Origin of the sequence: Streptomyces sp. NPDC000983, from assembly GCF_040299205.1 — a bacterium.
Lineage (GTDB): Bacteria > Actinomycetota > Actinomycetes > Streptomycetales > Streptomycetaceae > Streptomyces.
Map to the genome: position 1 here is coordinate 226,941 of NZ_JBEPBM010000001.1, position 25,447 is coordinate 252,387.

24 protein-coding genes are annotated in these 25,447 nt (G+C 72.9%); 15 read left to right on the plus strand and 9 right to left on the minus strand.

Annotation, left to right across the window (positions count from 1 at the left end; translation table 11 throughout):
• The first annotated feature begins 17 nt into the window (after nucleotides 1-17).
• The 3 genes from ABT296_RS00780 (at nucleotide 18) to ABT296_RS00790 (ending at nucleotide 2,549) form a co-directional block, all read left to right on the plus strand.
• A complete protein-coding gene (locus ABT296_RS00780; RefSeq protein ID WP_351922183.1) occupies nucleotides 18-524 on the plus strand; it encodes a flavin reductase family protein in 507 nt (168 codons plus the stop codon).
• A gap of 219 nt (nucleotides 525-743) precedes the next feature.
• Entirely contained in the window at nucleotides 744-1,532 is a 789-nt protein-coding gene (locus ABT296_RS00785; RefSeq protein WP_351922184.1) for an electron transfer flavoprotein subunit beta/FixA family protein, read from the plus strand.
• Nucleotides 1,533-1,586: 54 nt separating this feature from the next.
• Nucleotides 1,587-2,549: an electron transfer flavoprotein subunit alpha/FixB family protein gene (locus ABT296_RS00790; RefSeq protein WP_351922185.1), complete on the plus strand. Its 963-nt coding sequence runs from the start codon at nucleotides 1,587-1,589 to the stop codon at nucleotides 2,547-2,549.
• A 59-nt stretch (nucleotides 2,550-2,608) separates the two neighbouring features.
• Here ABT296_RS00790 and ABT296_RS00795 read toward each other — a convergent pair whose 3' ends face one another.
• Complete coding sequence (locus ABT296_RS00795) at nucleotides 2,609-3,517, minus strand: endonuclease/exonuclease/phosphatase family protein (protein WP_351922186.1); 909 nt, start codon at nucleotides 3,515-3,517, stop codon at nucleotides 2,609-2,611.
• A gap of 202 nt (nucleotides 3,518-3,719) precedes the next feature.
• Between ABT296_RS00795 and ABT296_RS00800 the strand changes: the two genes are divergently transcribed.
• On the plus strand, nucleotides 3,720-5,021 hold the full coding sequence (locus tag ABT296_RS00800) for a DUF6986 family protein (protein WP_351922187.1): 1,302 nt from the start codon (nucleotides 3,720-3,722) through the stop codon (nucleotides 5,019-5,021).
• 85 nt (nucleotides 5,022-5,106) lie between these two features.
• The gene (locus ABT296_RS00805; RefSeq protein WP_351922188.1) at nucleotides 5,107-6,714 is read left to right on the plus strand and encodes a serine/threonine-protein kinase; all 1,608 of its coding nucleotides are present in this window, start codon (nucleotides 5,107-5,109) and stop codon (nucleotides 6,712-6,714) included.
• Here ABT296_RS00805 and ABT296_RS00810 read toward each other — a convergent pair.
• On the minus strand, nucleotides 6,660-7,451 hold the full coding sequence (locus tag ABT296_RS00810) for a hypothetical protein (RefSeq protein WP_351922189.1): 792 nt from the start codon (nucleotides 7,449-7,451) through the stop codon (nucleotides 6,660-6,662). The genes ABT296_RS00805 and ABT296_RS00810 overlap by 55 nt on opposite strands.
• Before the next feature lie 7 nt (nucleotides 7,452-7,458).
• Nucleotides 7,459-8,508, minus strand: a complete 1,050-nt coding sequence (locus ABT296_RS00815; protein WP_351922190.1) for a LacI family DNA-binding transcriptional regulator — start codon at nucleotides 8,506-8,508, stop codon at nucleotides 7,459-7,461.
• A gap of 191 nt (nucleotides 8,509-8,699) precedes the next feature.
• Here ABT296_RS00815 and ABT296_RS00820 point away from each other — a divergent pair, with 191 nt between their 5' ends.
• The 3 genes from ABT296_RS00820 (at nucleotide 8,700) to ABT296_RS00830 (ending at nucleotide 11,338) form a co-directional block, all read left to right on the plus strand.
• Nucleotides 8,700-9,647: an ROK family protein gene (locus tag ABT296_RS00820; RefSeq protein WP_351922191.1), complete on the plus strand. Its 948-nt coding sequence runs from the start codon at nucleotides 8,700-8,702 to the stop codon at nucleotides 9,645-9,647.
• 318 nt (nucleotides 9,648-9,965) lie between these two features.
• Nucleotides 9,966-10,157: a hypothetical protein gene (locus tag ABT296_RS00825; protein WP_351922192.1), complete on the plus strand. Its 192-nt coding sequence runs from the start codon at nucleotides 9,966-9,968 to the stop codon at nucleotides 10,155-10,157.
• Between the two features lie 143 nt (nucleotides 10,158-10,300).
• Nucleotides 10,301-11,338, plus strand: a complete 1,038-nt coding sequence (locus ABT296_RS00830) for an NUDIX hydrolase (protein WP_351922193.1) — start codon at nucleotides 10,301-10,303, stop codon at nucleotides 11,336-11,338.
• A 250-nt stretch (nucleotides 11,339-11,588) separates the two neighbouring features.
• On the opposite strand, the gene ABT296_RS00835 is transcribed toward ABT296_RS00830, so the two are convergent.
• Nucleotides 11,589-12,944: a dipeptidase gene (locus tag ABT296_RS00835; protein WP_351922194.1), complete on the minus strand. Its 1,356-nt coding sequence runs from the start codon at nucleotides 12,942-12,944 to the stop codon at nucleotides 11,589-11,591.
• A 193-nt stretch (nucleotides 12,945-13,137) separates the two neighbouring features.
• On the opposite strand from ABT296_RS00835, the gene ABT296_RS00840 reads away from it, so the two are divergent.
• Nucleotides 13,138-14,451: a geranylgeranyl reductase family protein gene (locus ABT296_RS00840; RefSeq protein ID WP_351922195.1), complete on the plus strand. Its 1,314-nt coding sequence runs from the start codon at nucleotides 13,138-13,140 to the stop codon at nucleotides 14,449-14,451.
• A gap of 30 nt (nucleotides 14,452-14,481) precedes the next feature.
• Here the strand turns inward: ABT296_RS00840 and ABT296_RS00845 are convergent, their stop codons facing one another.
• Nucleotides 14,482-14,931 carry a nitroreductase family deazaflavin-dependent oxidoreductase gene (locus ABT296_RS00845; protein WP_351922196.1) on the minus strand — a complete coding sequence of 150 codons (450 nt, stop codon included), beginning with the start codon at nucleotides 14,929-14,931 and terminating at the stop codon, nucleotides 14,482-14,484.
• A gap of 372 nt (nucleotides 14,932-15,303) precedes the next feature.
• Between ABT296_RS00845 and ABT296_RS00850 the strand changes: the two genes are divergently transcribed.
• From ABT296_RS00850 to ABT296_RS00860, 3 genes are all read left to right on the plus strand, one after another.
• Complete coding sequence (locus ABT296_RS00850; protein WP_351922197.1) at nucleotides 15,304-16,038, plus strand: TetR/AcrR family transcriptional regulator; 735 nt, start codon at nucleotides 15,304-15,306, stop codon at nucleotides 16,036-16,038.
• A 297-nt stretch (nucleotides 16,039-16,335) separates the two neighbouring features.
• Nucleotides 16,336-17,553: a sensor histidine kinase gene (locus ABT296_RS00855; RefSeq protein WP_351922198.1), complete on the plus strand. Its 1,218-nt coding sequence runs from the start codon at nucleotides 16,336-16,338 to the stop codon at nucleotides 17,551-17,553.
• The gene (locus ABT296_RS00860) at nucleotides 17,550-18,215 is read left to right on the plus strand and encodes a response regulator transcription factor (RefSeq protein ID WP_351922199.1); all 666 of its coding nucleotides are present in this window, start codon (nucleotides 17,550-17,552) and stop codon (nucleotides 18,213-18,215) included. The genes ABT296_RS00855 and ABT296_RS00860 overlap by 4 nt, the downstream gene beginning before the upstream one ends.
• A gap of 124 nt (nucleotides 18,216-18,339) precedes the next feature.
• On the opposite strand, the gene ABT296_RS00865 is transcribed toward ABT296_RS00860, so the two are convergent.
• Entirely contained in the window at nucleotides 18,340-19,824 is a 1,485-nt protein-coding gene (locus ABT296_RS00865; RefSeq protein ID WP_351922200.1) for an MFS transporter, read from the minus strand.
• 85 nt (nucleotides 19,825-19,909) lie between these two features.
• Here ABT296_RS00865 and ABT296_RS00870 point away from each other — a divergent pair, with 85 nt between their 5' ends.
• Entirely contained in the window at nucleotides 19,910-20,287 is a 378-nt protein-coding gene (locus ABT296_RS00870; protein ID WP_351922201.1) for a MarR family winged helix-turn-helix transcriptional regulator, read from the plus strand.
• A 72-nt stretch (nucleotides 20,288-20,359) separates the two neighbouring features.
• Here the strand turns inward: ABT296_RS00870 and ABT296_RS00875 are convergent, their stop codons facing one another.
• Nucleotides 20,360-21,094 (minus strand): maleylpyruvate isomerase family mycothiol-dependent enzyme, encoded by a 735-nt coding sequence (locus ABT296_RS00875; protein WP_351922202.1) that lies wholly within the window; start codon nucleotides 21,092-21,094, stop codon nucleotides 20,360-20,362.
• A gap of 124 nt (nucleotides 21,095-21,218) precedes the next feature.
• On the opposite strand from ABT296_RS00875, the gene ABT296_RS00880 reads away from it, so the two are divergent.
• Nucleotides 21,219-21,773, plus strand: a complete 555-nt coding sequence (locus tag ABT296_RS00880; protein ID WP_351922203.1) for a DM13 domain-containing protein — start codon at nucleotides 21,219-21,221, stop codon at nucleotides 21,771-21,773.
• 165 nt (nucleotides 21,774-21,938) lie between these two features.
• Here the strand turns inward: ABT296_RS00880 and ABT296_RS00885 are convergent, their stop codons facing one another.
• Complete coding sequence (locus ABT296_RS00885; protein WP_351922406.1) at nucleotides 21,939-23,108, minus strand: MFS transporter; 1,170 nt, start codon at nucleotides 23,106-23,108, stop codon at nucleotides 21,939-21,941.
• 328 nt (nucleotides 23,109-23,436) lie between these two features.
• On the opposite strand from ABT296_RS00885, the gene ABT296_RS00890 reads away from it, so the two are divergent.
• A complete protein-coding gene (locus ABT296_RS00890) occupies nucleotides 23,437-24,498 on the plus strand; it encodes a peptidoglycan recognition protein family protein (RefSeq protein WP_351922204.1) in 1,062 nt (353 codons plus the stop codon).
• Nucleotides 24,499-24,586: 88 nt separating this feature from the next.
• Here the strand turns inward: ABT296_RS00890 and ABT296_RS00895 are convergent, their stop codons facing one another.
• Entirely contained in the window at nucleotides 24,587-25,426 is an 840-nt protein-coding gene (locus ABT296_RS00895) for a class I SAM-dependent methyltransferase (protein WP_351922205.1), read from the minus strand.
• Nucleotides 25,427-25,447: the final 21 nt, after the last annotated feature.

Consider the following 25,447-nt stretch of genomic DNA (forward strand, 5'->3'; position numbering starts at 1 on the left):
TCCCTCCCCAGGTGACCATGACCGCCACACCCGACGTCGACGCCCGGCTCGCCTCCCCCGAACTGCTGCGCTCCGTCTTCCGGCGGCACGCCGCCGGTGTGGCGGTGATCACCGCCCACGGGGACGACGGCCCCGTCGGCTTCACCGCGACCTCCCTCGCCTCGGTCTCCGCGGAACCCCCGATGGTCTCCTTCGGCATCGGCACCGGTTCCTCCTGTTGGCCCACCGTGTCGCGGGCCGCCCACGTCGGCGTCCACCTGCTCGGCGAGCACCAGCGAGGGCTCGCGGCCACCTTCGCCCGCAGCGGCGCCGACCGCTTCGGACCGCCCACCGCCTGGCGCGAGGGCCCCGAGCGCGTTCCGCTCCTCGACGAGGTCCCGGCCTGGCTGGTCTGCCGGGTCGCGGCCCGGGTGCCGGCCGGTGACCATCGGATCGTGCTGGCGGAGGTCCTGCTCGGCCGCTCCGCCGGTCCCGGGCGCCCGTTGGTCTACCACGAGGGCGGGTTCACCGGCCTGCGCGACTGACCGGGTATCGGACGGTTCTGCGAAATGGTCCAGTTCCGATTACGCTGCGTTGCGAAGGTCACAGTTCAAAGCGCTTGCTTAGCGGGAACGAACTGGGTGTACTGACGAGTAATATTTCGGTCGGAGCGCAGGTCGCCCCGATCGGGAACGGCCGCTTCAGGCGCCTATGCTGCCTGCAAGTAGGCAGCAGAGAAATGTCGACGCAGTAGGAGAGCCGGCGTGAGCTTGAGGATCGTTGTCACTGTGAAGTACGTGCCCGACGCCACTGGCGACCGGCACTTCGCCGATGACCTGACCGTCGACCGGGACGACGTGGACGGTCTGCTCTCCGAGCTCGACGAGTACGCGGTCGAGCAGGCGCTGCAGATCTCCGAGAACTCGGACGACGACGTCGAGGTCACCGTGCTGACCGTGGGCCCGGAGGACGCCAAGGACGCGCTCCGCAAGGCCCTGTCCATGGGCGCCGACAAGGCGATCCACGTCGAGGACGACGACCTGCACGGCACCGACGCCATCGGCACCTCGCTGGTGCTGGCCAAGGCGATCGAGAAGGCCGGCTACGACCTGGTCATCTCCGGCATGGCCTCCACCGACGGCACCATGGGCGTTGTCCCCGCGCTGCTCGCGGAGCGCCTGGGCGTCCCGCAGGTCACGCTGCTCTCCGAGGTCTCCGTCGAGGACGGCACGGTCAAGGGCCGCCGGGACGGCGACGCCGCCTCCGAGCAGCTGGAGGCCTCCCTGCCGGCCGTCGTGTCGGTCACCGACCAGTCGGGCGAGGCGCGTTACCCGTCCTTCAAGGGCATCATGGCGGCCAAGAAGAAGCCGGTTCAGGCCTGGGACCTGGAGGAGCTGGAGATCGAGGCCGACGAGATCGGCCTGGCGGGCTCCTGGACCGCGGTCGACTCCGCGGCCGAGCGTCCGGCCCGTACCGCCGGCACGATCGTCAAGGACGAGGGCGAGGGCGGCAAGCAGCTCGCTGAGTTCCTCGCGGGCCAGAAGTTCATCTAAGGCCCAACCCCCTTACCGCCCCTCAGACTTCGCATTCCGCAGGAGAGCAATCCCATGGCTGAAGTTCTCGTCTACGTCGACCACGTGGACGGCGCCGTCCGCAAGCCCACCCTGGAGCTGCTGACGCTGGCCCGCCGCATCGGCGAGCCCGTCGCCGTGGCGCTGGGTGCCGGCGCCGCCGACACCGCCGCCGCCCTCGCCGAGCACGGCGCGGTGAAGGTCCTCACCCACGACGCCTCCGAGTACGCCGACTACCTCGTCGTACCGAAGGTCGACGCCCTCCAGGCCGCCTACGAGGCCGTCTCCCCGGCCGCCGTGCTGGTGCCGTCCTCCGCCGAGGGCAAGGAGATCGCCGCCCGTCTGGCGCTGCGCATCGGCTCCGGCATCATCACCGACGCCATCGACCTGGAGGCCGGCGACGAGGGTCCGGTCGCCACCCAGTCGGTGTTCGCCGCCGCCTTCACCACCAAGTCCCGTGTCTCCAAGGGCACCCCGGTCATCACGGTCAAGCCGAACTCGGCCGCCGTGGAGGCCGCCCCGGCCGCCGGTGCGGTCGAGGCCCTCGCGGTCACCTTCTCCGCACAGGCCACCGGCACCAAGGTCACCGCGCGCACGCCGCGTGAGTCGACCGGCCGACCCGAGCTGACCGAGGCCGCGATCGTGGTCTCCGGCGGCCGCGGTGTGAACGGCTCGGAGAACTTCGGACTCATCGAGGCGCTCGCCGACTCCCTCGGCGCGGCCGTCGGTGCCTCGCGTGCCGCCGTCGACGCCGGCTGGTACCCGCACACCAACCAGGTCGGCCAGACCGGCAAGTCGGTCTCGCCGCAGCTCTACATCGCCAACGGCATCTCGGGCGCGATCCAGCACCGCGCCGGTATGCAGACCTCGAAGACGATCGTGGCCGTCAACAAGGACGCCGAGGCCCCGATCTTCGACCTGGTCGACTACGGCGTGGTCGGCGACCTGTTCGACGTCGTCCCGCAGCTCACCGAGGAGATCAAGACCCGCAAGGGCTGATCACCGGCCGACCGAGGCCCCCGGCAACCGCACTGGCGGTGCCGGGGGCCTCGGCGTGTTCAGCCCAGGCTCAGGGACGCCTGCACGGGCAGGTGGTCGCTCGGGAACTGGCCGTCCACGGCGAAGGTGTTGACGGCCGCCCGGTGCGCCGTCACACCCCGCGTGGCCATGATCCAGTCGATGCGGTCGCCGTCCGGCTCCAGCGGACGGTAGCCGTGGAAGGTGCCGTACGAGGGTCCGTGCTCCTTCGCGGTGTCCCAGGTGTCGAGCAGGCCGGCGCCGAGCAGCAGGTCGTGGACGGCGTTGCCGTGGGCGGGGACGTTGAAGTCGCCGGTCACCACGACCGGCAGGCCCGGGGCGAAGCCGCCGATCCGCTCGGCGATCAGTGCGGCGCCGCGCTCGCGCGCGTACTGGCTGCGGTGGTCGAAGTGGGTGTTGAGGACGTAGAACTCCCGGCCGCCGGTGAGCCGGTCGCGGAAACGGACCCAGGTCGCCATCCGGGGGTATTCGGCGCCCCAGGTGTTCGAGCCGATCACATCGGGGGTGCCGGAGAGCCAGAAGTGGTCGTACTCGAGCGGAGTGAGACGGCGGGTGTCGTAGAAGACCGCCATCGACTCGTCCCCGCTGCCGCGCAGCCGGCCGGTGCCGATCCAGTCGTAGTGCCGCCCGAGGTCGGCGTCGATGTCCAGCAGCTGCGGGAAGAGGCCCTCCTGGGTGCCGATGACGTGCGGGGCCTCCTGGCGCAGCAGCGCGCGGGTCACCGGTCTGCGCACGGCCCAGCTGTGGGGCTCCACGGTGCTCGCGTAGCGCAGGTTGAACGACATGACCTCCAGGGCGGTGCGGGGGCGTCGTCCCACCGCGGTGGACTGCGAGGTCAGTGCTGTACTGGAGAGGGGCACGGTCACCGCGGCGGCCACCAGCGCGGTCTTCAGGCCCAGGCGGCGCGTGACGCGGCTGTGGATCGGCACTCGGGCTCCTTCGCTGGAAACTGCCGGACGAGTCCTGCGGACGTGCCCCACGAGTGTCCCAGCGTGCCATGAGGTCGGCGTGAACACGGCGGGATGGGGCGGTGGCTCCGCGTGGACATGGTGTTGACCATCGGGAACCTCCCCGGATAACTTCATTCAACGGATTGTTGATTCCGTACAGCGGAAAACTGGAGGGTGTGGGATGGGTCAGGGCCAGCAGCAGGTGCCGACGAGCCTCGCGGGCGCCGTCAGCGAGGAGATCAGCGCCTCCCTCGCCCCGGTCGACGCCGAACTGGAGCGCCGCTACCCCGGTGACCCCGGCACCCGCCAGCCCGTCCACACCGTCTACGTCCCCGGCGACGTGTTCGACGCCTCCACCCTCCGCTCCTGGGGCGACCGCGCCCTCGCCGCCCTCGACGAGCACGCCCCCGACGCCGCCTCCTTCGCCGCCGTCCTCGGCCTCGGCGACGAACTCGCCGAGCCCGTGTACGGCCGCGTGCGGGCCAAGCTGGAGCGCGAACCGGTGGAGGACCTGCGGGTCGACTTCGAGGACGGCTACGGCCCCCGCCCCGACGCCGAGGAGGACGAGGCCGCCGCCCGCGCGGCCCGGGTGATCGCCGAGGCGTACCGCGACGGCACCGCGGCGCCGTACATGGGCATCCGGATGAAGTGCATGGAGGCCGCCGTCCGGGACCGCGGCATCCGCACCCTGGACGTCTTCCTCACCGGCCTGCTGGAGGCCGGCCCGCTGCCCGACGGTCTGGTGCTCACCCTGCCCAAGGTGACCTACCCCGAGCAGGTGTCCGCCATGGTCCGACTCCTGGAGGCCTTCGAGAAGGCCCGCGGTCTGGAGCCCGGCCGGCTCGGCTTCGAGATCCAGATCGAGACCAGCCAGTCCATCCTCGCCACCGACGGCACCGCCACCGTCGCCCGGCTGATCCAGGCCGCCGAGGGCCGCGCCACCGGCCTGCACTACGGCACCTTCGACTACAGCGCCTGCCTCGGCGTCTCCGCCGCCCACCAGGCCAGCGACCACCCCGCCGCCGACCACGCCAAGGCGATCATGCAGGTCGCCGCCGCCGGCACCGGCGTACGCGTGTCCGACGGTTCCACCAACGTCCTCCCGGTCGGCACGACCGAGAAGGTGCACGACGCCTGGCGGCTGCACTACGGCCTGACCCGCCGCGCCCTCGCCCGCGCCTACTACCAGGGCTGGGACATGCACCCCGGCCACATCCCGACCCGCTACGCGGCCGTGTTCGCCTTCTACCGCGAGGGGTTCGAACAGGCGGCCGCCCGCCTCGCCCGCTACGCCAACCACGCCGGCGGCGACGTCATGGACGAACCCGCCACCGCCAAGGCCCTCAGCGGCTACCTGCTGCGCGGCCTGGACTGCGGTGCCCTGGACACCGCCGAGGTCGCCCGCCGCACCGGACTGACGAGGGCCGACCTGGAGGGCTTCGCCTCCCCGCGCCGCGGCGACCTGACGGTCTCCGGCAGCTAGCCGTACTGGACCCCGCGAAACGCTGTCACCGCTGCCTCTAGGCTGTACGCCACGCAGGGCGGGACCACACAGGATCGGGGCAGCGGTGTCTTCGGGGGAGTACGGACAGACGGACGGCAACGGGCGCCTGCTGGCCGGGCGTTACCGGGTCCTGGCCCAGCTCGGCCGAGGCGGCATGGGCGTGGTCTGGCGGGCCCGCGACGAGGTGCTCGGCCGCGAGGTCGCGGTCAAGGAACTGCGCACCTACATCGACGCCGACGGCCCCGAACTCGACGCCCTGCGGCTGCGGATGCAGCGCGAGGCCCGCGCGGCGGCCCGGGTGCGCCACCCCGCGGTGGTCGCCGTGCACGACGTCACCGAGGTCGACGGACGTCCGCTGATCGTCATGGAGCTGGTCGACGGGCCCTCCCTGGACGACGTGGTCCGTGAACGGGGCACCGTCGACCCGTACGAGGCGGCGGCGATCGGCGCCGAGGTGATGGACGCGCTGGCCGCCGCCCACCGCGCCGGAGTCCTGCACCGCGACGTCAAGCCCGGCAACATCCTCCTCGACCGGTCCGGCCGGGTGGTGCTCACCGACTTCGGCATAGCCACCATGGAGGACCCGGGCGACGGCTCGGCCACCCACCTCACCCGCAGTGGCGAACTCGTCGGCTCCCTGGACTACTTGGCGCCCGAGCGGGCCCGCGGCGCCGACCCCGGACCGGCGTCCGACGTGTGGGCGCTCGGCGCCACGCTGTACGCCGCCGTCGAGGGCGGCGCGCCCTTCCGCCGGACCTCCGCCTTCGCCACGCTCACCGCGATCGTCTCCGACCCGCTGCCCGACCAGCAGCGCACCGGACCCCTCGGCCCCGTCCTCGGGCGGCTGATGGAGAAGAGTCCCGAGGCCCGCCCCGGCGCCGAGGAGGCACGCGAACTCCTGCGCACGGTCGCCGAGTCGGGCGGCGGGGACAGACGTACGACGACCCTGCGCCGCGCCGCTGCCACGGTGCCGCCGGACCACGCGCCGACCGAGCGCGGCGTCGTCGCCCCGGCTCCGGAGTCCGGGACACCGGCCCCCCGTCCGCCGCTGCACACCCCCGGCTCCCAGGACACCCCGCAGGCACCCGCCACCGCCGTCGGCCCCCCGGACGGTCCGCGCCGCCGGGGCCGCGTCCTGCTGGCCGCCGCCGCCCTGGCCGCCCTCCTGACCTCGGCCGGCGTCACCGCCGCCCTGCTGGCCGACGCCGACGGGACGGGGACGTCCGCGGGACCGCCCGCCTCCTCCGCGCCGAGCACCACGAAGAACTCGGACGCCGCCGACGACGAGCCCACCCGCAAGGACGACGACAAGAGCCCGACGCCCTCACCGAGCCCCACCCCGACGCCCACACCCACCCCCACACCGAGTTCGACACCCGATACGGACGTGTCCGCCTGCCACCCCATCGGCGGCGGCAAGTACAGCTGCCGGCTCTCGCGCACCGCGAAGTCCTACACGGCCGACGGCACCGAGGTCGGCGTCCTGCGGGCCGGCACCAACTACTTCTACTGCCAGGCGAACCTCGGCCGCCGCGAGACCTACCGCGAGTGGACGAACGTCTGGTGGGCCAGGACCGACGACGACAGCGGCAACTCCGACGTCTACGTCAGCGACGTCTACATCCCCGGCGGCGACAACGACGAGCCGGTCCCCGGACTCCCGATCTGCTGAGGGACGTACCGCTCCAGGCCGTGCGAGGTCACCAGGCCCGCCCGCGCGAACAGCCGGGTGCCCCGCTCGCACAGCAGCCGGTCGGCGCGCGCCCGCGCGCAGAACTCCTCCGGGCTCGCCCCGAACAGCTCCCTCAACCGGGGCATCCCCGCGAGGAGTTCGGTCAGCAGCTCCCGCTGGCCCGGATGGCTGCGCGGTACTCCCGCACCGTCGTGCAGCACGCCCCGGCGGTTGACGTAGGAGTGCACGCCCGGCAGCGTCGTGCCGTCCGCCAGGTCGATCCGCGCCGCCCCGGACGGCAGCCAGGCGCGCCGGAAGTTGCCGTGGGGGAGCGGCACTCCCTCGCTGGCGTCGACGACCGCGAGCTGCTCGGCGTTCAGCCACAGCACGAACAACTCCCGTTCCCTGCCCGGCGCGTGGACGGGCGACGCCGAAACATAGCCCAGCCGGCTGACATGGGCGGAGACCCCGATCTCCACGCCCGTGACCCGGGCTCTGACCATCGGCACCGGCGAGTCGATGCCGAACTCGTCGAACTTGTGGCGCAGTTGGCCCGGGCAGGCGTTGGAGCCGATGGCGAGCACGGGCGTGCGGTCCGGGTGGACCAGCCGGTCCAGGGGGAGCAGGCGGTCGCCGTCCAGCAGGGCGGAGTCCGAGGGCCAGTGGCCGGGATAGAGCAGCGGATGGTCCCGGGGCGCCTCGTGGAGCCCCAGTGCCGTGAGGGTGCGCTCCTCCATCGAACGCTCAGTCCGCCGGGGGCAGTTCGCCGGAGCCGCGGGTGATCAGGCGGGTGGGCAGCTCGATCCGCTCGGGGCCGGTGAGGGTGCCGTCGAGCTGGCGGAAGAGACGCTCGGCGGCCGTGCGGCCGAGGGCCGCCGCGTCCTGTGCGATGACGGTGACGCCGGGCTGGAGCAGGTCGGCGAGTTCCAGATCGTCGAAACCGATCAGCGCCACCTGGCGGGCCTGCTCGGCCAGGACCCGGATCACGGTGACCGTCACGCGGTTGTTGCCCGTGAAGATCGCGGTGACCGGCCGCTGCGCGGAGAGCATCTCCTCGGCCGCCCTGCGCACCCGCTCGGGGCCGGTGACGCCCAGGGACATCCAGGAGTCCTCCACCCGTATCCCCGCGTCCTCCATCGCCGCCCGGTAGCCGCGCAGGCGCTCGGCCGCGGTGTGGATGCGGGGCATGTCGCCGATGAAGCCGATCCTGCGGTGGCCGTGGGCGATCAGATGCGCCACCCCGTCGCGGGCGCCGCCGTAGTTGTCCGACAGGACGACGTCGGCGTCGATCTGCCCGGCCGGACGGTCCACGAACACCGTGGCCACGCCCGCCCGGATCTCGGGCTCCAGATACCGGTGGTCGTCCCCGGCGGGGATCACCACCAGGCCGTCCACCCGCCGTGCGCACAGCGCCAGGGCCAGTTCCTGCTCGCGCTCGGGGTCCTCGGCGCTGGAACCGTTGATCAGCAGGGCGCCGTGCGCCCGCGCGACCTCCTCGACCGCGCGGCTGAGCGGGCCGTAGAACGGGTCGGCGAGATCCTCCAGGACCAGCCCGATGCTGGCCGTACGGCCCTTGCGCAGCACCCGGGCGCTGTCGTTGCGGCGGAAACCGAGCGCCTCGATGGCCTCCTGCACCCGGCGCTCCGTCTCGGGCGTCACCCCCGGCTCGCCGTTGACGACCCGCGAGACCGTCTTCAGGCCGACCCCCGCACGAGCGGCCACGTCCTTCATCGTCGGACGATTGCCGTAACGGTTTCCGGGCGTGCGGTCGGCACGGCGGATGGTCTCGGGCACGATGCGGATCCTGTCCTGTCGTCCACGGGGATGCGGGGACCCGTGGTTTGTATGAGGATGTGGCGTCGAGCATAGAGCCTGGACAACGTTGTCAGAGTCGGGAGACACTGACCACCGCACGCACCGGCCTGCGTCCCCACCTCAGACCGGCCTGACCCCTTCGCCATGGTTGACCGGGAGAACTGACTCTGATGCACCCCGACCTCGTCGCCGCGCTCGACATCGGTGGAACCAAGATCGCCGGAGCTCTCGTGGACGGCCGCGGCATGATCCTGGCGCGCGCCCAGCGGCCCACCCCGGCCCGGGAGAGCGGCGACACGGTGATGGGTGCCGTCGAGGCGGTGCTCGGCGAGCTGACCGCGTCCCCGCTGTGGGCGGGGGTGAGCGCCCTCGGCATCGGCAGCGCGGGTCCGGTGGACGCCTCCGCGGGCACCGTGAGCCCGGTCAACGTGCCGGGCTGGCGAGGCTTCCCGCTGGTCCGCCGGGTCCGGGAAGCGGTGGGCGGCCTGCCCGTCGAGCTGATCGGCGACGGCGTGGCCATCACGGCCGCCGAGCACTGGCAGGGTGCCGCCCGGGGACACGACAACGCACTGTGCATGGTGGTCTCCACCGGCGTCGGCGGCGGACTGGTCCTCAACGGACGCCTGCACTCCGGTCCCACCGGCAACGCCGGCCACATCGGCCACATCAGCGTCGACCTCGACGGCGACCTGTGCCCGTGCGGCGCGCGGGGCTGTGTGGAGCGCATCGCGAGCGGGCCCAACATCGCCCGGCGCGCCCTGGACAACGGCTGGCTGCCCGGCCCCGACGGCGACACCTCCGCCGCCGCGGTGGCCGAGGCCGCCCGCGCCGGGGACCCGGTCGCCGTCGCCTCCTTCGAGCGGGCCGCGCGGGCCCTGGCCGCCGGGATCGCGGCCACCGCGACGCTGGTCGAGATCGACATCGCCGTCATCGGCGGCGGCGTCGGCAAGGCGGGCGACATCCTCCTCGCGCCGCTGCGCCAGGCGCTCGGCGACTACGCCACCCTCTCCTTCGTCCAGCGCCTGACGGTGACTCCGGCGCAGATGGGCACGGACGCGGGCCTGGTCGGCGCGGCGGCCGCGGCCCTGACGCGGAGCGCGGAGGCCGCACGGGTGTGACCCGGGCCGGCGGACCGGCAGGAACGTTCATGCTTGGGGTGTCGGCGGGTTGGGGGCTGGGGGTGCCGTCGGGGCGTTCGGGTGCGGGCGGCCTGGTGGGTCGGGTGGGGTGTGCGGTGCCTCGGCTGTGGGACGGCCTCGTGGGTTGACCGGGGTTCGCGGTGCCGTGGTCGTGGGTCGGGCGGGGCCGGCGGCGGCGTAGGCGCGTGTGACCCGCCGGGCACCGGAACGGGCCCCGGGGGCGCCGTACGAGCCCCCGGTGCCCCCTGGCTCCTACCTCTCGCGTGACCTTCGTCCGGCTGCGCAGTTGAGACGGTCATGAAGAAGCGCAGCATGCTCGCCATCGCCTCCCTGGCCACCGGTTTCGTCGTCGCGGCCATCACGCCCTCCCACTCCCTGGGCAGCGACCTCACCGACATCGACGTGGACAAGACCCTCAGCACCCTCGACACCACGATCGCCAGCGACAGCCTGGCCGTCGACGAGAACGCCCTCGGGCAGGGCGACTGAGCCCCGCCCCCACCGGGCCCGGCGCCGGCGTCCCCGCACCAGGGGGCACCGGCGCCCCCTTGTGTGCGCCCTCAACTGGAACTGGTTTCCGTGGCAGGGTGGAGCGGGCAAGCCACAGGGGGCCAACAGAAGAGGGGGAGTCTGTGATCGTCTGGATCAACGGGCCTTTCGGTGCGGGGAAGACCACCACCGCGCGGGAACTGATCGAACTGATCCCGAACAGCACGCTCTTCGACCCCGAGGTCATCGGCGGAGCCCTCCCGTACCTGCTCCCGCCCAAACACCTCGCCGAGGTCGGCGACTTCCAGGACCTGCCGATCTGGCGGCGCCTCGTGATCGACACGGCGGCCGCGATGCTCGCCGAACTCGGCGGCACCCTGGTGGTCCCGATGACCCTGCTCCGCCAGGAGTACCGCGACGAGATCTTCGGCGGCCTCGCAGCCCGCCGCATCGCGGTGCGGCACATTCTCCTGGCCCCGGCGGAAACGATCCTGCGCGACCGTATAGCCCACCGGGAGGTCCCCGACGTCCCGGACGGCGAACTCCGCACCCGGACATGGGCGTACGACCACATCGAGACCTACCGCTCCGCGCTCGCCGGCTGGCTCACCGCCGACGCCCACCCCGTCGACAACGGCCGGCTCACCCCGCGGCAGACGGCCGCCCGGATCGCCGAGACCCTCGCCTCCGGCGCCCTGCCGGTCTGCGACATCGTGCAGACGCCCGAGCCGACGGCCGAGACGCTGGCCGCCGGTGTCCTCCTCTTCGACGAGCAGGACCGCGTCCTGCTCGTCGACCCCACGTACAAGCCCGGCTGGGAGTTCCCCGGCGGGGTCGTGGAACCCGGCGAGGCGCCCGCGCGCGCGGGCATCCGCGAGGTCGCCGAGGAGACCGGGATCCACCTCACCGAGGTGCCCCGGCTCCTCGTCGTCGACTGGGAACCGCCCGCACCGCCCGGCTACGGCGGTCTGCGCCTGCTCTTCGACGGCGGCCGACTCGACGCCGCGCGGGCCGGGCAGCTGCTGCTGCCCGGCCCCGAACTGCGTGCCTGGCGCTTCGTCACCGAACAGGAGGCCGCCGACCTCCTGCCGCCGGTCCGCTACGAACGCCTGCGCTGGGCCCTGCGTGCCCGCGAGCGCGGGGCCGCGCTCTACCTGGAGGCCGGGGTTCCGGTGCCGTGACGGGCCTGGATCCAGGCGGGGCCGGAAGCTGGGCAGGGCTTCCGGCACCGTGAGGGGCCAGGATCCCCGAGGCCGGAGGTCGGGCGCCGTGGGCGGCGGGCGCTCAGGCGCCCGCGTGGTTCCGCGGGTGCGGCGCTTCCGGTGGCCGGTGCTCAGGCGCTTGCGTGGTTCTGCGGGACCTGCGCTTCCGGTGGCGGGCGCTCGGTCTCCCGCGTGGTTTTGCGGGACCTGCGCTCCCGGTGGCCGGTGCTCAGCCGCCCGCGTAGTTGCGCAGGAACAGCGCCTCCGCCACCGACAGCCGCTCCAGTTCCTCGGGCGACACGCTCTCGTTCACGGCGTGGATCTGGGCCTCCGGCTCGCTGAGGCCGATCAGCAGGATCTCGGCCTGCGGATAGAGGGCCGCGAGAGTGTTGCACAGCGGGATCGAGCCGCCCTGCCCCGCGTACTGCATCTCCTGGCCCGGGTAGGCCTCGGCCATCGCCCGGGCCATCGCCCCGTACGCCGGGCTCGTCGTGTCGGCGCTGAACGCCTGCCCCTGGCCCACCTGCTCGCTGCGCACCCGCGCGCCCCACGGCGTGTGCGCCTCGACATGGGCCTGGAGCAGCTTCGTCGCCTCGGCCGCGTCCACGCCCGGCGGCACCCGCAGGCTGATCAGCGCGCGGGCGCTGGACTGCACGGACGGGGTCGCGCCGACCACCGGCGGGCAGTCGATACCGAGCACCGTCACCGCCGGGCGTGCCCAGATCCGGTCCGCGACCGAGCCCGAACCGATCAGCTCCACCCCGTCCAACACCTTGGCGTCCGCACGGAACTGCTGCTCCTCGTAGGGAAGTCCGTCCCAGGCGGAATCCGGCGTCAGCCCGTCCACCGTCGTCGAGCCGTCCTCGGCGCGCAGCGAGTCCAGTACGCGGACCAGGGCGCCCAGCGCGTCCGGGGCGGCGCCGCCGAACTGACCGGAGTGCAGATTGCCCTCCAGCGTGTCGACCTGCACCCGGAGCATGGTCATCCCGCGCAGCGTCGTGGTGACCGTCGGCAGCCCGACCCGGAAGTTGCCCGCGTCGCCGATGACGATCGTGTCGGCCTCCAGCAGCTCCGGGTGCGCCTCGGCGTACCGCTCCAGGCCGCCGGTGCCCATCTCCTCGGAACCCTCGGCGATCACCTTCACCCGCACCGGCACACCGCCGGTCGCCTTCAGCGCGCGCAGCGCCAGCAGGTGCATGATCAGGCCGCCCTTGCAGTCGGCGGCACCGCGGCCGTACCAGCGGCCGTCCCGCTCGGTCAGCTCGAACGGAGGGGTCAGCCAGCCGGATTCGTCGAGCGGCGGCTGCACGTCGTAGTGGGCGTACAGCAGCACCGTCTTCGCGCCCTCGGGACCCGGCAGGCAGCCGTACACCGACTGGGTGCCGTCCGGCGTGTCCAGCAGGGCCACGTCCTCGAACCCCTCGGCGCGCAGCGCGTCCGCGACCCAGCGCGCGGCGCCCTCGCTCTCGCTCCTGGGGAACTGGTCGAAGTCCGCCACCGATTTGAACGCCACCAGCTCGGTGAGTTCCTCCTTCGCCCTCGGCATCAGTGAGGCGACGGTTTCGGCGACCGAATTCGACGACATGGGCACGCTCCTTGTAGGTGCGACGTTGTACGTGTGCGTACTTCTGTGTACGGCTGATCGTGTGAGCGTAGGCCCCGCCGGGTGCGGTGGGCGCCTACGCGGCCGATCCTCCCACAACGACCTGCGGTGACCGCCGCCGTAGGATGCGGGAGACAGCAGCGGCAGGCGGCTTGATCAGGAGCAGTAGACCATCGTGAGCAGCGAGAACTCTTCGGCGGACGACGTGCAGCGGGTGTGGGACGTCGTCGTGGTCGGTGCGGGACCGGCGGGAGCCTCGGCCGCGTACGCGGCGGCGGTCGCGGGACGGCGTGTGCTGTTGCTGGAGAAAGCCGAACTGCCCCGCTACAAGACGTGCGGCGGCGGCATCATCGGCCCCTCGCGCGACTGTCTTCCGCCCGGCTTCGAACTGCCGCTGCGGGACCGCGTGCAGGCGGTGACGTTCTCCCACAACGGCCGCTTCGCCCGCACCCGCCGCTCCAGGCAGATGCTGTTCGGCCTGATCAACCGGCCCGAGTTCGACCAGCAGCTCGTCGAGCACGCGGAGAAGGCCGGCGCCGAACTGCGCACCGGCGTCACCGTCCAGCGCGTCGAACAGCACGGCTCGGCGGTGCCCGACCGGCGCACGGTCGCCGTGGTCCTCCAGGGCGGCGAGACCGTGCTCGCGCGGGCGGTCGTCGGCGCGGACGGCAGCGCCAGCCGGATAGGAGCCCATGTCGGGGTCAAGCTCGACCAGGTCGACCTGGGGCTGGAGGCGGAGATCCCGGTGCCGGACACCGTCGCCGAGGACTGGCAGGGGCGGGTGCTCATCGACTGGGGCCCCATGCCCGGCAGTTACGGCTGGGTCTTCCCCAAGGGCGACACCCTCACGGTCGGTGTGATCTCGGCCCGCGGCGAGGGCGCCGCCACCAAGCGGTACCTGGAGGACTTCATCGGGCGGCTCGGGCTCGCCGGCTTCGAACCGAGCATCTCCTCCGGTCATCTGACGCGCTGCCGTGCCGACGACTCGCCGCTGTCCCGCGGCCGGGTCCTGGTGTGCGGGGACGCGGCGGGCCTGCTGGAGCCCTGGACCCGCGAGGGCATCTCGTTCGCCCTGCGGTCGGGGCGGCTCGCGGGGGAGTGGGCGGTCCGGATCGCCGAGGCGCACGACGCGGTGGACGCCCGGCGCCAGGCCCTGAACTACGCCTTCGCCGTGAAGGCCGGGCTCGGTGTGGAGATGAGCGTCGGCAAGCGGCTGCTGAGCGCCTTCGAGCGCCGCCCCGGGCTGTTCCACGCCGCGCTCACCGGATTCCGGCCCGCCTGGCGGGCGTTCATGGACATCACCCGCGGCGCCACGACGCTGGGGGAGCTGATGCGCAGCCATCCGGTGGCCCAGCGCGCCCTGTTCTCCCTGGACCGGCGGCAGGGGGGCGCGGGAGCGGGAGCGGGTGCCGAGGACGCGGCGGGGGCTGCTGGTTCGGGCGACCGCGACGGGGACGAAGCCGGTGCCGGAACCGTTTCCGGCATCTGAGGCCTCGGGGCTTTCCGGGGCGGCCGGGGTCTAGTTCCCGAAGGTGACCTCGAAGACCGGGTGGTCCGGAGCGATGCGGCGCAGGTCGGCCTCGGGGGAGTCGGGGCCGACGCCGTTGAAGAAGACGCCGACCTCGGCCTTCCAGCGCTTGAGGTAGGCGCGCAGCAGGGGGGCCTTGTCGTCGTCGGCGATCTCCGTGGCGGTGAAGGCGTCCACCTTCTTGCCCAGGTGCAGCTCGCCGCCGCCGGCGGCGCGCATGTTGTGGGTCCACTGGACGTGTCCGCGTGGCGCGACGAGGTAGTGCCGGCCGTCGATCGTCAGCAGGTTCACTGGGGTGGTCCGCCACTGGCCGCTCTTGCGGCCGCGGACGGCGAGGACGCGGGAGCCCCACACGCTGAAGCCGCGGCGGGTCAGCCAGGCGACGGTGCGGTTGAGGACGTTGACCGTGAACCAGCCGGGCTTCTTGACGTGTGCGGACATCGGGTACCCCCTGAGTTGGTGGAGCGCTGCTCTCTTTGGTGAGCGGCGCTCTTTTGTGTGAGCGGTGCTCGTGCTGCGTGCTGGGCGGCAAGCGATGGGCGTTCTGCGTGAGCGGTGCTCTCTTTCGTGAGCGCTGCTCTCGCTTGCTGTGCCTACAGTGTGGCCGACATTGGCATGCGAAAGCAAGAGCACTGCTCTCTTTTTAGATAAGTGCTCTCGTTTCGGGGCGGCGATCCCGTTTCGATCGCCGATCTCGTGTGAGTGCACCGATCTTGTTTGCGTGAACCGCTCTTGCTCGTGTGCACTGCTCTCTTCTGTGCGCACTGCTCTCGCTTGTGTGCACTGCTCTCGCATTCGTGGGACACTCCGCGCATGACGACCGCACACGGCAGCGCCCCGCAGGGCGCCAGGGCCAGAGCCAGGATCGAGGTCACCGCGGCGATCAAGGACGAGGCGCGCAGACAGCTCGCGGCCGACGGTGCCGCCAAGCTGTCGCTGCGCGCAGTGGCCCGTGAGCTCGGCATGGTGTCCTCCGCGCTCTACCGCTACTTCCCCAGCCGCGACGACCTGCTGACCGCGTTGATCATCGACGCCTACAACTCCGTCGGTGAGAGCGCCGAGGCCGCCTGCGAGGACTTCGCGGACGTCGGCCCCGCGCAGCGCTGGATCGCCGTGTGCGAGAGCGTGCGGCGTTGGGCGCTCGCGCATCCGCACGAGTACGCGCTGATCTACGGGTCCCCGGTCCCCGGGTACAGCGCCCCGGAGACCACGGTCCCGGCCGCCGCGCGGGTGGGCGAGGTTCTCATCGGCATCCTGCGCGACGCCCATCAGGGCCTCGGCCTGGCCAAGCCGCCCCTGCCCGCCGACCTGCGCCCCGAGGCCGAGCGCATGGCGGCCGACTTCGCCCCCGACCTCCCCCCGGGGACGGCGGTGGCCCTCGTCGCGGCCTGGGCCCAGTTGTTCGGGCTGGTGGGGTTCGAGGTGTTCGGCCAGTTCCACCGGGTGGTCGAGGAGCGGGAGCGGTTCTTCCGGCACGCGGCGTCGCAGCTCGCGCTGGGTGTGGGCCTGGTGTACCCGCAGACGGGACCGGCCGGCGCGGGGCGCTGACCGCTGCTCGGCGCGGGGGGTTCCCGCGGGTGCGGGCTCTGGGGGTACCGGCACCTGCGGGTGCCGGATTCGCCCACCGGTTCGCCGTTCGGCGTGTGCGGCGACCCTCCGGTCGGCCCCGGCCGCTCGCAGGGTTGCCCGGTCCCGCCCCCGGCCTCGACGTCGGCCCCGGCTGCCCGGGTCATCCCGGCCGCCCGGGTCACCCCGCCCCCGCCCCGCCGTACTTCCCCGGGAGTACACGTGATCACCACGCGTGGGTGACGCGGCCGGGCCGGGAGCGCGTCTAGCGTGGCGGGCATGGAGGAGCAGCGCGTGCCCGAGGCCGGTCCCCCGTACTGGTGGCGGAGTGGGCCCCCGTGGTGGCGGCAGGAGAACGCGGGGCGGTGGCCCTGGCGCTCGACCCTGCTGGTCACGGTCCTCGTCTTCGCCGGTTCGCACTTCGCCGCCGAGGAGCAGGCGGGTGAGCGGGCAGGTCTGGACGTCCTCGCGCGTGTGCTGCTGCTGGTGGCGGGGCTGCTGCTCCTGTGGCGGCGGCGGTACCCGGTCGCCGTGGCCTTCGGTACGGCGGTCGCGGCGCTGCTGTACCTCGGCGCCGGATATCCGTACGGTCCGGTCTTCCTCACGGTCGCGATCGCCTGCTTCGCCGCGATCGTCGCGGGGCACCGCCGGGCCGCCTGGGCGGCCATGGGCGCCTTGTGGGCGGGGCATGTGCTGGTCGCGCACTGGCTGTACCAGTGGCTGCCGCCGGACGGGGACTCGGCCGCGCCCTGGGGGCAGGAGGGCGTGATCGCGGCGTGGGTGGTCGCCGTCGGGGCGCTGTCTGAACTCGCGCGCGCCCGGCGGGAGCAGTGGCGGCGGGAGCGGGCCGAGCGGGCGCAGGCCGCCCGGCGGCGGGCCGACGAGGAACGGCTGCGGATCGCCCGGGAACTCCATGACGTGCTGGCGCACAGCATCTCCGTCATCAACGTCCAGGCGGGCGTCGGGCTCGCGCTCCTCGACTCCGATCCCGAGCAGGCGCGCACGGCGCTGACCACCATCAAGGCCCAGAGCAAGGAGGCCCTCGGCGAGGTGCGGCAGGTGCTCGGCACGCTCCGGGCGCCGGGTGACGCGCCGCGCGCGCCCGCGCCCGGACTGGACCGGCTGTCCGAGCTGGTGGACCAGGCGGCCCGCGCCGGACTGACGGTCGAGGTGCGGGGCGCCCCGCCCGCGCTGCCGCCCGGCACCGACCTCGCCGCGTTCCGGATCGTCCAGGAGGCGCTCACCAACGTCGTACGGCACTCGGGATCACGGCACGCGCGCGTGCGCCTCGACAAGGGTGACGGGAACCTCCGTATCGGGGTCGACGACGACGGCCCCGCCACCGGCGCCGACGCGGGCGGCAGCGGCAACGGGCTGGCCGGGATGCGCGAGCGGGCCGCCGCCCTGGGTGGCACGATCGAGGCGGGCCCACGGGCCGACGGCGGGTTCCGGGTGCTCGCCGTGCTGCCGCTCACCGCGAAGGAGGACGACCGGTGATCCGCGTACTGCTCGCCGACGACCAGTCACTGGTGCGGGCCGGGTTCCGGGCACTGCTCGACGCGCAGCCCGACATCGAGGTGGTCGGCGAGGCGGCCGACGGGGCGGAGGCGCTCGGCGCGGCGCGTGAACTCGCCCCCGACGTCGTCCTGATGGACATCCGGATGCCCGTGCTGGACGGTCTCGCCGCGGCCCGGCGGATCGCCGAGGACGAACGGCTGGCGCGCGTCCGGGTGGTGATGCTCACGACCTTCGAACTGGACGAGTACGTCTTCGAGGCCATTCGCTCCGGGGCCTCCGGGTTCCTGGTCAAGGACACCGAGCCGGACGAACTCCTGCGCGCCGTGCGGGCCGTGGTCGACGGGGACGCTCTGCTCTCCCCCGGGGTCACCCGCCGCCTGATCGCCGAGTTCGCCGCCCGTTCCAAGGAACCCGCGGCGGCCGACGCGCTCGTCGAACTCACCGAGCGGGAGCGGGAGGTGATGGCCCTGGTGGGCATGGGGCTGTCGAACGACGAGATCGCCCGGCGGCTCGTGGTCAGTCCGCTCACCGCCAAGACCCACGTCAGCCGGACGATGGTGAAGCTGGGCGCCCGTGACCGGGCCCAACTCGTGGTGCTCGCCTACGAGTCGGGGTTGGTGCGGCCGGGCTGGCTGGGCTGAACCCGCCCACGAACGCGCCCTGTTGCGCCTTGCCGCGCCGTCCCCCGTCCTCCGGCAGGTGAAACAGCCGGGTGCCCGGCCGGGTGAGCGACCCCGGCCGGGCACCCTGTCGGAGGCGGCCCCGTCAGTCGCGGACCGGAACCCGGTCCGACTCCGCCTCCCTCACGGTGGACTTGGCGACCACGACGGACCGGTGTTCGGTGCGCTTGCGGCGCAGGCCGGTCAGTGTGATCAGCAGGCCCGCGACGGCGACGCCCGCCACCACCACGAAGCCGGGGCGGTAGCTGTCCAGGACCGCCTGCGGGGTGGGGTCGTCCGGCGCGCCCGCGGTCACCACCGCGGTCACCACGGCGAGGAAGATCGCGCCGCCGACCTGCACCGAGGTGTTGAGCAGACCCGAGACCATGCCCTGCTCGTGGTCGTCCACACCGTTGGTGGCCTGGATGTTGAGCGAGGGGAAGACCAGGGCGCAGGCCGCGCCGATCAGCAGCATGGACGGCAGGACGGTGGCCGCGTACACCGGGTCGAGGTCGATGCGCAGGAAGAGCGCGTAGCCGACGACCATGAGCGCGAAGCCCACCGCGATCAGGCGCTGGGTGCCGAAGCGGTCGACGATCGAGCCGACCTTCGTCGAGGAGAGCGCCACCAGCGCGCCCGCCGGCAGGAAGGCGAGTGCCGTGTGCAGGGCGGACCAGCCGAGCAGGGACTGCATGTAGAGGGTGGTCAGGAACTGGAATCCGACGTACGACCCGAAGAAGGCGAGGGCGCCGAGCTGGGCGCGGATCTGGTTGCCGGAGCGGAGCACGCCGAGCCGGACCAGGGGGCCGGGGGAGCGCCGTTCGACCAGGACGAAGGCGGTCAGCAGGACGGCGACGGCGAGGAAGGACAGCAGGGTGCGGGCGGAGGCCCAGCCGGCCTCGGGGGCCTGGACGACGGTGAACACCAGCAGGAGCATCGAGGCGGTGCCGAGGACGGCGCCGGGGATGTCGTACCCCTTGTGGTCCTTCTCGCGGGCGCTGCGCGGCAGCAGCTTCAGGCCCGCCACCAGTGCGATCAGGGCGATCGGCGCGGGCAGCAGCATGGTCAGCCGCCAACTGGCCTCGGTGAGCAGTCCGGAGAGGACCAGGCCCATGGAGAAGCCGGTGGCCGCGCAGGTGGTGTAGATGGCCAGGGCCCGGTTGCGCAGCGGGCCCTCGGCGAAGGTCGTGGTGATGATGGACAGGCCCGCGGGGGCGGTGAAGGCGGCGCTCAGGCCCTTGATGAAGCGGCTCGCGATGAGCAGCGGTCCGGAGTCCACCAGCCCGCCGAGCAGGGAGGCGAGCGCGAAGACACCGAGGGCCACGAGGAAGACCTGGCGTCGGCCCAGGAGGTCGGCGGCGCGTCCGCCGAGGAGCAGCAGTCCGCCGTAGCCGAGGATGTAGCCGCTGACGATCCATTGCAGCGTCGAGGTGGACAGGCCCAGGTCCTCGCCGATGGACGGCAGGGCGACGCCGACCATCGAGACGTCCAGGGCGTCGAGGAACATCGCGGCGCAGAGCACCAGGAGGGTGCCCCACAGTCGGGGCGTCCAACGTCCTTCTGACGTCGGAGCGGTGAGCGGAGAGGTCATGGCGCAGACACTACATGCGCATGCATGGAATGCAAATGCATTTAATTCCGATGCAACAAACTCGGTTCTCTGCTACGGTGCGGCCATGGCGGCGAAGAAGGCCGAGCAGGCGCTCGTGGACCAGTGGCGGGACATCCTCACCCTGCATGCGCGCACCCAGTGCGAACTGGATCGAGCCCTCGGCCAACACGGCTTGTGCGGAAGCGACTTCGAGGTCCTCGACGTGCTCGCGGGCGGCACCTGCGCGCAGCGTGTGCAGGAGATCGCCGAGCATGTCCATCTGAGTCAGAGCGCGCTCTCGCGGCTGATCGCCCGGCTGGAGAAGGACGGTCTCGTCGACCGTCACATGTGCCCCGAGGACCGGCGCGGAGTGAAGGTCGCGCTCACGGCGAAGGGGCGTGAACTGCACGGGGCGGCGCTGCCGGTGCAGCGGGCGGTGCTGACGAGGATGCTGACGGGCTGAGCCCCAACACCTCCGTCGCGCGGGTGGCCGTTCCCGTTCGACGTCGACGGCCACTCGTGCGCTCGCGCGGCCTCAGATGATGCCGGAGTTCTCCCGCCACAGCTCCGCCACCGCGGCATCGCCGGTCACCTCCGGGAGCGCCAGCCGGTTCCACAGCGCCGGGTACAGCAGCGCGAGCGGCCCGGACACCTCGCAGTCCGCCCTGCCGGCCTCCCCGCGCACCGCGGCCGGCGGTTCCTCCGACAGCCGTACCGTCCACACCGAGTCGTCCGAGTCGGTCGCCCGCACCCGCAGGATCCTGGGTTCGGCCGTGCGGACGCGGCTCTTGGCGCGGGCGTGGAAGGAGAGGAGCAGTTCGTCGATGCCGTCGGCGGCGAAGGCGGGGTCGATCGCGGCGGGCGCGCCGCCCCGCGCGGACTCCGCGTCGAGGCGGTGGACCGTCGTCTCGTGTGCCTGGCGGCGGGCCCAGAAGGCGAGCGGCGACGGCGCGGGCAGGAAGTGCCAGCACTCCACGTCGGGCCGGGCACCGGTGAGGGTGTCCACCAGATCGCGGTGCCCCGCGCGGAACCAGTCGATCAACTCTGCGCCGTCCAGGGCGGGGTGATCCCCGAGGGGCCGCGCAGTGGTGTGCGGTGTGGCGACGAACGCCGTCGCCCAGCGGTGCACCACCCCGGTGTGCCCCAGCAGGTCGCGCACCTGCCAGCCCGGGCAGGTCGGCACCTCGGCGTCGGTGCCGGCCCGTTCGGCGGCCGTGGCCAGCAACTCGCCCTCCCGGCCCAGGATGTTGATGAAATCGGCAGTCTTCATGCTGGCGAGTCTGCCTCAGGAGGCGCCGACGTAAGGGTTTCGTCATCGGATCCGGGATGCCCCGCGGGTGCGTGATCCGTTGGAATGGGTGGGGGAACGGAACTCTTGGAGATGGGGATCGATCATGGGGCGCGTGCGGAAGTCTTGGATCGCCGGGGTGCTGGTGGTGGCCGTCGCCGGTGTCGGGTTCGGGCTCTACTGGTTCCAGCCGTGGAAGCTGTGGCAGGACGAGACGGTGGACGAGACCCTGCCCGTCGCGGTCGGCAGCGCGGCCCCCGCGACCGGCACGCCCGAGGCCGGTGCGCCCACGACCGCCACGCCGGGGCCGCGGACCCTCGCGCGGGGCGAGCTGATCAGCCACGAACACGACACCACGGGCAGCGTGCGGCTGGTCCGGCTGGCGGACGGCTCCCACGTCGTCCGGTTGGAGGACCTCGACACCAGCAACGGCCCCGACCTGCGGGTCCTGCTGACCGACGCTCCCGTCAAGGAGGGCACGGCCGGCTGGCGGGTGTTCGACGACGGGCGCCACGTCAGCCTCGGCAAGCTCAAGGGCAACAAGGGCAGCCAGAACTACACGGTCCCGGCCGACCTCGATCTGACGAGGTACAGCAGCGTCAGCATCTGGTGCGACCGGTTCGACGTGTCCTTCGGGGCGGCGGAGCTGGCGCGGGCCTGAGAGCGCGCGGGAGGCCGTGCGCGCCGGCCCCGGAAGGCGCGGGGCGGGCCTTCGGTCGGGCGGCCTCCGGTCGGGTGGGTACTGGTCCGGCGGCATTCCGTCGGGTCTGAGGCTCGGCCTCCGGTCGGGTGGTACTGGTTCAGCGGCCTCCGGCCTGGCGTCCGCTCAGGCCGTCGGTACCCGCCGCGTCGCCACGCCGATGACCGCGGCGACGCCGGCGAGCACCGCGACGCTGGTCAGCGCCGTGGGCAGGGAGAACCACTCGGCCATGAAGCCGATCGCGGGCGGGCCGAGGAGCATGCCGCCGTAGCCCAGCGTGGAGGCGGTCGCGACCCCGCTCGGACCGGCGAGCGCACCGGCGCGCTCGATGGCGACCGGGAAGAGGTTGGCGAGGCCGAGCCCCGTGACGGCGAACCCGACCAGGGTGGTCCACACGTACGGCGTGAGCGCCCCGAGCAGCATGCCGAACGCCGCGGTGCCGCCCCCGAGGACGACGGTACGGGTCCGGCCGAGCCGTTGCAGCAGGACCGACCCCGTCAGCCGCCCGAGCGTCATGGCGAGCGCGAAACAGGCGTAGCCCACCGCCGCCGTCCCCGGTGAGGCGTGCAGGTCCTGTTCGAGATGGAGCGCGCCCCAGTCGGCCATGGCGCCCTCGCCGTACGCCGTGCACAGGGCGATCAGGCCGAAGACGATCACCAGACCCCGGGTGCGCCGGTCCGGGCGCCCGGAGCCCTTGCCGGTACGGCTCCGCGGCACGGCGGGCCGCGCCGGCTCGGTGCGCAGCAGGACGCGCCCGGCGAAGAGGGTCACCAGCAGGCCGATCACCGCGAGCCCGAGCAGATGCCGGGCGGGGGAGAGGCTGCCCGCGACCAGCCCGCCCAGCCCCGCGCCCACCATGCCGCCCAGGCTGAACGCGGCGTGGAAGCTGGGCATGATCGGCCGCCCGAGGGCGCTGACGAGGTCGACGGCGGCGCTGTTGAAGGCGACGTTGATCCCGCCGTACGCGGCGCCGAAGAGGAGCAGCACCGCGGTGAGGGCGGGCACGGAGTGGGTGAGCGGGGGCAGCGCGACGCTCAGGGAGAGCAGGACCGCACAGACCACGGTGACCGGGTGGGTGCCGTAGCGGCGGCACAGGCGTCCGGTGAGCGTCATGGTCACGACCGCGCCTGCGGAAACGCCGAGCAGGGCGAGCCCGAGGGAGCCGGCGGAGGCGCCCACCTGTTCCTTGATGGCGGGGATGCGCACGACCCAGCCGGCGAAGACGAAGCCGTCGAGCGCGAAGAAGACGGTGAGAGCGATCCGGAGGCGGCGGAGGTCGGTGGCGGTGCCCGGCACAGCGCTGTGCGAGCGGGGTTTGTTTATTTGCGGCACAAAGTCAGGGTAAGGAGGGGCCGAGGAGAGGGCAAGGGTGGTCCGGGGAGGTGGGGCTCACGGTCGACATGGCGCTCTCGGCCGAGGTGGGGCTCACGGTCGGCAGGGCACTCGTGGCCGTGAGCCCCACGGCCGACGAGGGGCCGACGGTCGATGGGGGGTGCGCGGTCGAGGTGGGGCGGGAGTCACGAAATGGGGAGCGCTCGTACGTGAGTGTCATTGCGTACCCCTGCGTACCTCCGGGCATGAACACCGCGGTGCTCAGGCACCGAGCAGGGAAAGGGGGCCGAACATGGCCACGCCACTCAAAGCCGGCCCGCTGGTCGCCGCACTGCGCGCGGAGGGCTGCACCGTCCGCGAGATCAGCGGTTGGCGCACCAACAACCGCAACCACGTCGGCCCTTGGGGGCCCGTGCACGGTGTGATGGTCCACCACACCGTCACCGGCCCCGGGGCCGACGTCGTCAGCCTCATCTACCACGGGCACAGTGCCCTACCCGGCCCGCTGGCCACCGGCTGCATCACCAAGGACGGCACCGTCCACCTCACCGGCAACGGCCGAGCCAACCACGCCGGGGGCGGTGACCCCGATGTGCTCGCCGCCGTGATCAACGAGTCCTACGGCGCCCACCCGCCGGCCACGAACGAGCACGAGGGCAGCGCGGGCGCCGTCGACGGCAACTCCCGGTTCTACGGCTGGGAGTGCGAGAACGAGGGCGACGGCCGTGACCCGTGGCCTCGCGTGCAGTACGTCGCCATGGTCAAGGGGACCGCGGCGATCTGCCGGGCGCACGGCTGGAGCGCGAAGAGCGCCATCGGCCACCTGGAGTGGTCGGACCAGAAGCCGGACCCCCGGGGCTTCGACATGAAGGACTTCCGCAGCGACCTCGCCGCATGCCTGCGCCTCCCGGCCGGGGTGTGGGAAGGAGACGACCCCATGCCCGAGTACGTGAACCTCGGAATCTCGGACCCCTACGAACTGGCGCCCGGCGTCTGGGACTCGATCGAGCTCACCGCCGAGTGGACCGACGAGACCGGCGACCACGCCGCGGACGGCAGCGTCTTCGCCCGCGGACCGGCCCGTTTCACCGGCTCGCTCAGCCTGCGCATCGACGGGCTGCCTGCGGACGGCGTGGTCCAGGCCCGCATGTCCGAGTTCGAGGGCTCCGAGCACCGCGCGGACCACCCGATCCACGAGATCTCCGCGACGAACGGCGGCGCCTTCGCCGTAGTCCCCCTCACCAAGCGGCTCCTCTCGGGCCGCAGTATGCGCGTACGACTGCTGAACCAGTCGCCCGAGCCGGTCACGGTGACGAGCGTGGTGCTCACCGTGCTGGTGTGGAAGGACAGTTGACCGGACCCGAATCGGCGGTTCGTCCCCACTCGGGTCCGGTGTGGGTGAGTCGGCGTCCGCGACCTCGGCGAGGGCGCGGACGCGCCGACTACCGGGCCCGCGCGTCGATCGTCCAACCGGCCGCCGTGAAGCGGACCTCGGGGCCGTGCACGTACGGCTCGAAGGCGGCCCGGACCGTCTCGACGAGCCGCGGCCGGATCTCCTCGGGCACCTCGGGCATGAACTGGCCGAGCGGACCGAGCCGGGTGAAGTAGCGGACGAGATCCGCCGTGGGCAGGGCGCAGGGTGCGTCGAAGGGCGTGATGCCGACGTCCGCCCACCCGCCGCGCGCGAGCACATCCCGGACCCTGTCCGGGTCCGCGAAGGCGAACTGGCCCGGTCCGTCGGGGTCGCGGGCGGGCAGGCCGGGGAGGAACGGCGCCGCGGCGCGCTCGGCGGTCGTCATGAAGGGGTTCTCCTCCGCGCCCCGCCACACCACGCACCGCAGCCGGGCGCCGTCCTCGGCCGCGCGCCGCAGATTGGCGAAGGCGCCGACGGGGTCGTTGAAGAACATCACCCCGAACCGCGAGACGACCGTGTCGAAGACTGCGGGCTCGAAGGCGTACTCCGCGGCGTCGGCCCGTACGAACGAGGCCGGCGCGCCCTCCCGCTCGGCCCGCGCCCGCGCCGCGTCGACCATCGGTTGCGAGACGTCCACGCCGACACAGCGGCCCTCCGCGCCGAGGCGCCGGGCCACCGCCACCGTGGTGCCCCCGGTACCGCAGCCGACATCGAGGACCCGGCCCCGATGACCGGCGGGCACCGCCTCCACGACCAGCTCCTCCATGGGTGCGAGCAGCCCGTCCAGCAGGGCCTGCTCCTCGACCCAGACGTTCCCGGCCCGACCGTTCCAGCGGGCCGCCTGCTCGTCCTCGGTTCCGTACGTCATGCTCACCATCGTCTCCCGTGC

What these genes read in the sequence shown, in the direction of transcription:
- ABT296_RS00780 (WP_351922183.1), top strand. Translation starts at nt 18, where the DNA reads ATGACCGCCACACCCGACGTCGACGCCCGGCTCGCCTCCCCCGAACTG.
- ABT296_RS00790 (WP_351922185.1), top strand. Translation starts at nt 1,587, where the DNA reads ATGGCTGAAGTTCTCGTCTACGTCGACCACGTGGACGGCGCCGTCCGC.
- ABT296_RS00800 (WP_351922187.1), top strand. Translation starts at nt 3,720, where the DNA reads ATGGGTCAGGGCCAGCAGCAGGTGCCGACGAGCCTCGCGGGCGCCGTC.
- ABT296_RS00810 (WP_351922189.1), bottom strand. Translation starts at nt 7,451, where the DNA reads ATGGAGGAGCGCACCCTCACGGCACTGGGGCTCCACGAGGCGCCCCGG.
- ABT296_RS00820 (WP_351922191.1), top strand. Translation starts at nt 8,700, where the DNA reads ATGCACCCCGACCTCGTCGCCGCGCTCGACATCGGTGGAACCAAGATC.
- ABT296_RS00825 (WP_351922192.1), top strand. Translation starts at nt 9,966, where the DNA reads ATGAAGAAGCGCAGCATGCTCGCCATCGCCTCCCTGGCCACCGGTTTC.
- ABT296_RS00835 (WP_351922194.1), bottom strand. Translation starts at nt 12,944, where the DNA reads ATGTCGTCGAATTCGGTCGCCGAAACCGTCGCCTCACTGATGCCGAGG.
- ABT296_RS00845 (WP_351922196.1), bottom strand. Translation starts at nt 14,931, where the DNA reads ATGTCCGCACACGTCAAGAAGCCCGGCTGGTTCACGGTCAACGTCCTC.
- ABT296_RS00850 (WP_351922197.1), top strand. Translation starts at nt 15,304, where the DNA reads ATGACGACCGCACACGGCAGCGCCCCGCAGGGCGCCAGGGCCAGAGCC.
- ABT296_RS00855 (WP_351922198.1), top strand. Translation starts at nt 16,336, where the DNA reads ATGGAGGAGCAGCGCGTGCCCGAGGCCGGTCCCCCGTACTGGTGGCGG.
- ABT296_RS00865 (WP_351922200.1), bottom strand. Translation starts at nt 19,824, where the DNA reads ATGACCTCTCCGCTCACCGCTCCGACGTCAGAAGGACGTTGGACGCCC.
- ABT296_RS00870 (WP_351922201.1), top strand. Translation starts at nt 19,910, where the DNA reads ATGGCGGCGAAGAAGGCCGAGCAGGCGCTCGTGGACCAGTGGCGGGAC.
- ABT296_RS00875 (WP_351922202.1), bottom strand. Translation starts at nt 21,094, where the DNA reads ATGAAGACTGCCGATTTCATCAACATCCTGGGCCGGGAGGGCGAGTTG.
- ABT296_RS00880 (WP_351922203.1), top strand. Translation starts at nt 21,219, where the DNA reads ATGGGGCGCGTGCGGAAGTCTTGGATCGCCGGGGTGCTGGTGGTGGCC.
- ABT296_RS00890 (WP_351922204.1), top strand. Translation starts at nt 23,437, where the DNA reads ATGGCCACGCCACTCAAAGCCGGCCCGCTGGTCGCCGCACTGCGCGCG.
- ABT296_RS00895 (WP_351922205.1), bottom strand. Translation starts at nt 25,426, where the DNA reads ATGACGTACGGAACCGAGGACGAGCAGGCGGCCCGCTGGAACGGTCGG.